General features: G+C 69.9%; 5 protein-coding genes and 1 pseudogene. 5 read left to right on the top strand and 1 reads right to left on the bottom strand.

What is annotated here, in order from left to right:
• The 4 genes from hemG to E3O50_RS00395 all read left to right on the top strand — a co-directional run.
• Positions 1–880 (top strand): protoporphyrinogen oxidase (gene hemG, locus E3O50_RS00410; RefSeq protein WP_134564533.1); only part of this gene is annotated, 880 nt, incomplete at its 5' end.
• Positions 877–2079: a TIGR04053 family radical SAM/SPASM domain-containing protein gene (locus E3O50_RS00405; RefSeq protein WP_134447054.1), complete on the top strand. Its 1203-nt coding sequence runs from the start codon at positions 877–879 to the stop codon at positions 2077–2079. The genes hemG and E3O50_RS00405, both read left to right, overlap by 4 nt.
• Complete coding sequence (locus tag E3O50_RS00400) at positions 2076–3164, top strand: ferrochelatase (protein ID WP_134447056.1); 1089 nt, start codon at positions 2076–2078, stop codon at positions 3162–3164. The genes E3O50_RS00405 and E3O50_RS00400 overlap by 4 nt, the downstream gene beginning before the upstream one ends.
• 96 nt (positions 3165–3260) lie before the next feature.
• The gene (locus E3O50_RS00395) at positions 3261–4271 is read left to right on the top strand and encodes a nucleoside hydrolase (RefSeq protein ID WP_134447058.1); all 1011 of its coding nucleotides are present in this window, start codon (positions 3261–3263) and stop codon (positions 4269–4271) included.
• 63 nt (positions 4272–4334) lie between these two features.
• Here the strand turns inward: E3O50_RS00395 and E3O50_RS00390 are convergent, their stop codons facing one another.
• A complete protein-coding gene (locus E3O50_RS00390; RefSeq protein WP_134447060.1) occupies positions 4335–4943 on the bottom strand; it encodes a TetR/AcrR family transcriptional regulator in 609 nt (202 codons plus the stop codon).
• Positions 4944–5297: 354 nt separating this feature from the next.
• Here E3O50_RS00390 and E3O50_RS00385 point away from each other — a divergent pair.
• Positions 5298–5885, top strand: a pseudogene (locus tag E3O50_RS00385) (ABC transporter substrate-binding protein); the annotation flags it as partial.
• Positions 5886–5943: the final 58 nt, after the last annotated feature.

The following is a 5943-nucleotide window of genomic DNA, read 5'->3' as shown; positions in this document are numbered from 1 at the left end:
ATCCGTGCCCGTCGCCACCGCGGGGGATGCCGCGGCCGGGTCCCGCGCGACGGCGCCCGCCGGAACGGCACCCGGGCTCGCCCGGGCCGGCGGGGCCACCCTCGTCACTGTCGAGGGCGGACTCGCCCGCCTCATCGACGCGCTCGCCGCGCGGGCGGCGAGCGACGACATCCGCCTCGGCACGGCCGCCACGAGTCTGGCCCGCGAGGGTGCCGGCTACCACGTGGGTCTCTCCGACGGGACGAGTGTCGAGGCCGACGCCGTCGTGATCGCCACCCCCGCGTTTGTCGCCGCCGGACTGCTCCTGGCCGAGAGCCCCGTGCTCGGGGCCGCGCTCGCCGGGATCCCCTACACGGACGTCGCGACGATCTGCCTCGCCTACCCGCGCTCCGCGCTCGGTCGCCCGCTCGGCGGCAACGGGTTCCTGGTTCCGCCGGTCGAGGGCAAACTCGTGGTCGGCTGCACGTTCTCGAGCGAGAAATGGCCGCACCTCGCCGATGAGGAGACCGTCATCATCCGCTGCATGGTCGGGCGCGCCGGGGACACCCGCTGGGCCGGCCTCGACGACACGACCCTCGTCGCGCAGGTGCACGCCGAACTCGTCGAGGCGCTCGGGCTGACCGGGAGACCCACCAGCCACCACATCGAGCGCTGGCCGCTCGGGATGCCGCAATACGTCGTCGGGCACCAGGGCCGGCTCGACACCGCCGACCGGGAGCTCGCCGCACTGCCCGGGGTGCACCTGACCGGATCGGGCTATCGCGGAGTCGGCCTCGCGAGTTGCGTCGCCGACGCCGAGCGGGTCGCCACCCGGATCGCCGAAAGCATCGCCGCCGGCGCCATCGCCGCGGCGCAGGCACCGAGCGAGGTCGGCGCATGAGCATCGTCGACGAGACCAGGAGCCACGTGCTCGGCCACCCCGCCGTGCTGCCGACGCTGCCCGCCGCCCGGCGCGGCCCCGGCCCCGACTACTCGAAGCGCCCGATGCTCGTGTTCTGGGAGACGACCCGGGCGTGCGCCCTCGCCTGCAAGCACTGCCGCGCGAGCGCGACGATGCAGGCGCTGCCCGGCGAACTCACGACGGCCCAGGGCAAGGACCTGATCGACCAGATCGCCGGTTTCGGCCGGCCGTACCCGATCCTCGTGCTCACCGGCGGCGACTGCCTGATGCGCCCCGACCTGTTCGAGCTCGTCGAGTACGCCACCGGTCTCGGACTGCCGACGGCCCTCTCACCCTCGGTCACGCCCACCCTCACCGCCGCGATGATCGAGAAGATCGTCGCGAGCGGGGTGAAGGCCGTATCGATCAGCCTCGACGGTGCGAGCGCGCCGACCCACGAGGGCGTGCGCGGCATCCCCGGCCACTTCGAGGACACCGTCAACGCCATCCGCGCCCTCGCTTCGGCCGGGCTCAGCGTGCAGGTGAACACGACGGTGATGCGCGCGAACGTCGACGAACTGGCGGATGTCGCGGCCCTCATCTCGAACGCGGGCGCGGCCATCTGGGAGGTCTTCTTCCTGGTCCAGGTCGGACGCGGCGTCTCGACGGAGGCTGTCACGCCCGAGGAACACGAAGAGATCTGCCACTTCCTCTTCGATGCTTCCCAACACGGTTTCATCGTCCGCACGGTCGAGGCCCCGTTCTTCCGCCGGGTCGTCGCCCGGCGCCGCGCGGGAGACCCGGCGCCGGAGACCGCGCTATACCAACGGCTGGCCGGCCGGCTCGAGTCCCTGATGGGGCCGCCGATCGGACTGCCCCGCGCGCAGACGGCGTCGACCCGCGACGGCAAGGGCATCGTCTTCGTCGCCTACGACGGCGACGTCTACCCGGCCGGTTTCCTGCCGCTCGGCCTCGGCAATGTCGAAACGACCCCGCTCGCCGAGATCTATCGCGACAACCCGCTGCTCAAGCAGATCCGCGCGACCGAATTCTCCGGACGCTGTGGGAGCTGCGAATACGCCGACCTCTGTGGCGGCTCGCGGGCGCGCGCCTTCGCCTCGAGCGGAGATCCCCTCGGCGAAGACCCGGCCTGCCCGTACCAGCCGGGCGCGGATGCTGCGGCCGGCCTGACGGCATGAGCGAGCCGGGGGAGGAGACCCAGCCTGACCGCGCGTACGACGCCGTGCTCCTGCTCGGCTTCGGCGGCCCAGAGGGGCAGGACGACGTCATCCCCTTCCTCCGCAACGTCACCCGTGGTCGCGGCATCCCCGAGGAACGGCTCGAGACCGTCGCGACCCACTATCGGGCCTTCGGGGGAGTGAGCCCGGTCAACGGGCAGAACCGGGCCCTGCGGGCCGCCCTCGAGGCGGAGTTCACCGACCGGGGTGAGCCGCTGCCGGTGTACTGGGGCAACCGCAACTGGACGCCCCTGCTCGCGGACACCGTGCGGGCGGCATCCGCTGCCGGTCATACCCGGCTCCTCGCGATCACGACGAGCGCGTACAGCTCATACTCGAGCTGCCGCCAGTACCGTGAGGACATCGCCGGGGCCCTGACCGCGACGGGGCTCGACACCACCGTGCACATCAACGCGGTGCGCCCGTACTTCGACGAGTCCGGCTTCGTCCTGCCCTTCGTCGAGGGCGCGCGTGCCGCTCTCGCACGCCTCGCGGCGCGGGGCGTGCCGGTCGATCGCACCCAGGTGCTCTTCACGACGCACTCGATCCCGACAGCGGATGCCGACCGCAGCGGTCCGCGCGACGCCGGCTGGGGCACGGGTGGGGCCTACCTCGCCCAGCACCGGGCCGTCGCGGTCGCCGTGATGGCCGCCCTCGCCGAACCGGGCGCTGCCGCCCCCGATGCACCCCAGCCGGCCTGGTCGCTCGCGTTCCAGTCCCGCTCGGGCCCGCCGGCGATGCCGTGGCTCGAACCCGACGTCAACGACGCGCTCCGAGCGCTCGCCGCCGACGGGACCGAGGCAGTCGTGATCGTGCCGATCGGCTTCATCTCCGACCACATGGAGGTGCTCTGGGACCTCGACACCGAGGCCGCCGCCACCGCAGCCAGCCTCGGACTGGCGATGGAACGCGTCGCAACCCCCGGCATCCACCCCGCCTTCGTCGCGGCCCTCGCCACCCTCGCCCTCGCGCGCCAGCACGGCCCCGTACTGCCCGGCTGCCCCGGCGGATGCTGCGAGAAGGGGGCCGGCCGTCCCGCACGCTAGTCCTGCCCGGCCCCGCACTGAACACCTGGGACGGGCGGGGCCGGGGACACTTGTAGTCTGGTTGCGATATTTCCCCCGGGCGAAGGCGCAGGCACGATGAACCAGATCGAGACGGATGCCGGGGCGCTGCCCCCGATCGAAGCCGAGCTGCAGCGGGTGGTCCGGCCCCGCGCCCGGGTCATCATCGACAACGACTTCTCCGGGGATCCGGACGGCCTCGTCCAGCTCGCGCACCACGTGCTGTCGCCGTCGGTCGAGATCCGGGCGATCATCGGTTCGCACCTGCGCCCCGGCGACCCGTTCGATCCCTCGGAGCAGACCGCGACGAACGCAGCCGCCGCCGCCGCCGAAAAGGTCCTCGACCTGCTCGGGCGCACCGGGAGCATCCCGGTCATCGCCGGGTCGAACGTCGGGCTCAGCGACCGGACCACGGCCATCCGCTCTGACGCAACCGACCTGATCATCCGGGAGGTGCTCCGCGACAACACCGAGCTTCCGCTCTTCGTCGCGTGCGGCGCCGGGCTCACCGAGATCGCGAGCGCCTACCTGCTCGAGCCGCGGATCGCCGACCGGCTGACCCTGGTCTGGATCGGGGGACCCGAACACGACGGGATCGCGGCCGCGCCGCCGGGGACGAGCGGCGCGGAATACAACCTCGCCATCGACATCCGTGCGGCCCAGGTGATCTTCGACTCCCGGATTCCGCTCTGGCAGGTGCCGCGGGACGCCTACCGGCAGACGCTGTTCTCCTGGGCCGAGCTGCTCACCTCGGTACGGCCCTGCGGTGCGATCGGCCGGCACCTCTACGCGGCGCTCGCCGGGGTCGCGGACACGGCCGGGCGGCACGGGATCAACCTCGGTGAGACGTACATCCTCGGTGACAGCCCGCTCGTGCTCCTGACCGCGCTGCACTCGAGTTTCGAGCCTGACCCGTCCTCGAGCGCGTGGGTCACCTGCACCGCCCCACGGATCCTCACGGACGGCAGCTACGATCCCACGCCGCGGCAGGGTCCGCGCCAGATCCGGGTCTACACCCGGCTTGACCTGCGCCTGCTCTTCGCCGACTTCACCGCCAAGCTCGCTGCCCACGCCGCCGCTAGAGAGTGACCTTTCCGGTCGAGAGTGCCAGGCATACCGGTGACTCTCGACCGGAAAAGGCCGGGGAGAGTTCTAGAAGTCGATCGTGAAGAGGGGGCGTAGGTAGCGCCGGAGCTCCTCAGCCATGTCGAGGGTGTCCGGGGCGAGCAGCCACTGCACCTGCAGGCCGTCGCTGAGCGCGATGAGTGACCGCGCGGCGCTCGCCGGCTCGACTCCATCGACCAGCTGGCCCGCCGCCTGGACATTGGTGAACGCGTCGACCATCAGGCCGACGACCCAGGTATACCGGTCGAGGAAGTACTGATGGGCCGGGTGTTCTGGCGCCGTCGCCTCGGCGGAGAGCACACAGTGCAGTTCCACAAGACCCGGGGCGAATTCGGCGTTGTACTCCGCCACGCGCACGATGCCGCGAATCGTCTCGATGTCGGGCGTGCCATCGATGGGGACGAGCGCCACGGAGCGCTCGTCGCGCAGTGCGAGCACGCCCGCGAGCAGTTCGTTCTTGTTCGAGAAGTGGTGCAGCAGGCCGGCCTGGCTCATTCCGACCCGCTCGGCGATCTCCCGCAGCGAACCGTTGCGAAAACCGTGGTTGGCGAACACCTCGATGCCGGCCTCGAGGATTTCCCGACGTCGGCCTGCCGTTTTGGCGTAGCTCCCACGCGACTTCCCCGTCATAGTCATGCGCTGACTCTAGCGCGGGAAAAAACGATTTGATGAAAACCTAGTAGTTAATCGCTTTTCCTGTTAGCTTTTCAGCCAGGCGACCCAAAGAGGGATCACCCACTGAAAGGGAACACCGATGTTCCGATGGAAAAGCCTCACGGCGGCCGCAGCAGTTCTTGCTCTCGGCCTGACGGGTTGCTCGGCAACCAGCACCACGACCACCTCCGGCGCCCCGACCACACTCACCCTCGGCGTGATCGTTCCAGCTACCACCTTCTCGGCCGCGGATATCGCATTCGCCAATGAGGCCCCTACGGCCAGGCGGTCTACGACACCCTCCTCAAGGCGGATCCAACCGGCGAGGTCGGACCCGACCTGGCCACCAAGTGGGAGTACAACGACACCAAGACGGTGCTCACCCTGACCCTTCGCGACGACGTCACCTTCACCGACGGCACCAAGTTCAACCCGGATGCCGCGGCCCAGAACCTGATCCGCTTCCGTGACGGCGCCTCGCCGAACAAATCCTTCCTCGCGTCACTCGCCGACGCGAACGCCGTCGACGACACCCATGTCGCCCTCACCCTCACCCAGGCCGACCCGGCCCTGCTGCACTACCTGACCCAGAACGCCGGTATGCAGGAGAGCCCCAAGGCCTTCGGCAACGCCGACCTCAAGACCAACCCGGTCGGCAGCGGCCCGTACATCCTCGACACCACCAAGACCGTCGTCGGTACGAACTACGAGTTCACCAAGAACCCGAAGTACTGGGACCCGAGCTCCGTGCACTACGACAACCTCTCCATCAAGGTGCTCGCCGATGTCACCGCGATGCTGAACGCCGTCAAGGGCGGCCAGCTCAACGGCGCCAAGCTCACCGTCAACACCAACAACGCCGAGGTCGAAGCGGCCGGCTACATGTACCCGGCCATGACGTTGGTGACACTTTCGGGCTTGTGAAGAGGGAGGACCTCCGGGCTTAGTGGAGGTATCTGAAATCTTCACAAGTCACGGAGGT

The sequence above is a fragment of the Cryobacterium sp. MDB1-18-1 genome (genome assembly GCF_004402735.1).
Taxonomy (GTDB): domain Bacteria; phylum Actinomycetota; class Actinomycetes; order Actinomycetales; family Microbacteriaceae; genus Cryobacterium; species Cryobacterium glucosi.
This window is presented reverse-complemented; position numbering and strand designations above follow the sequence as displayed.

Coding starts and splice junctions, on each gene's coding strand:
- E3O50_RS00405 (WP_134447054.1), top strand. CDS start 877: ATGAGCATCGTCGACGAGACCAGGAGCCACGTGCTCGGCCACCCCGCC.
- E3O50_RS00400 (WP_134447056.1), top strand. CDS start 2,076: ATGAGCGAGCCGGGGGAGGAGACCCAGCCTGACCGCGCGTACGACGCC.
- E3O50_RS00395 (WP_134447058.1), top strand. CDS start 3,261: ATGAACCAGATCGAGACGGATGCCGGGGCGCTGCCCCCGATCGAAGCC.
- E3O50_RS00390 (WP_134447060.1), bottom strand. CDS start 4,943: ATGACTATGACGGGGAAGTCGCGTGGGAGCTACGCCAAAACGGCAGGC.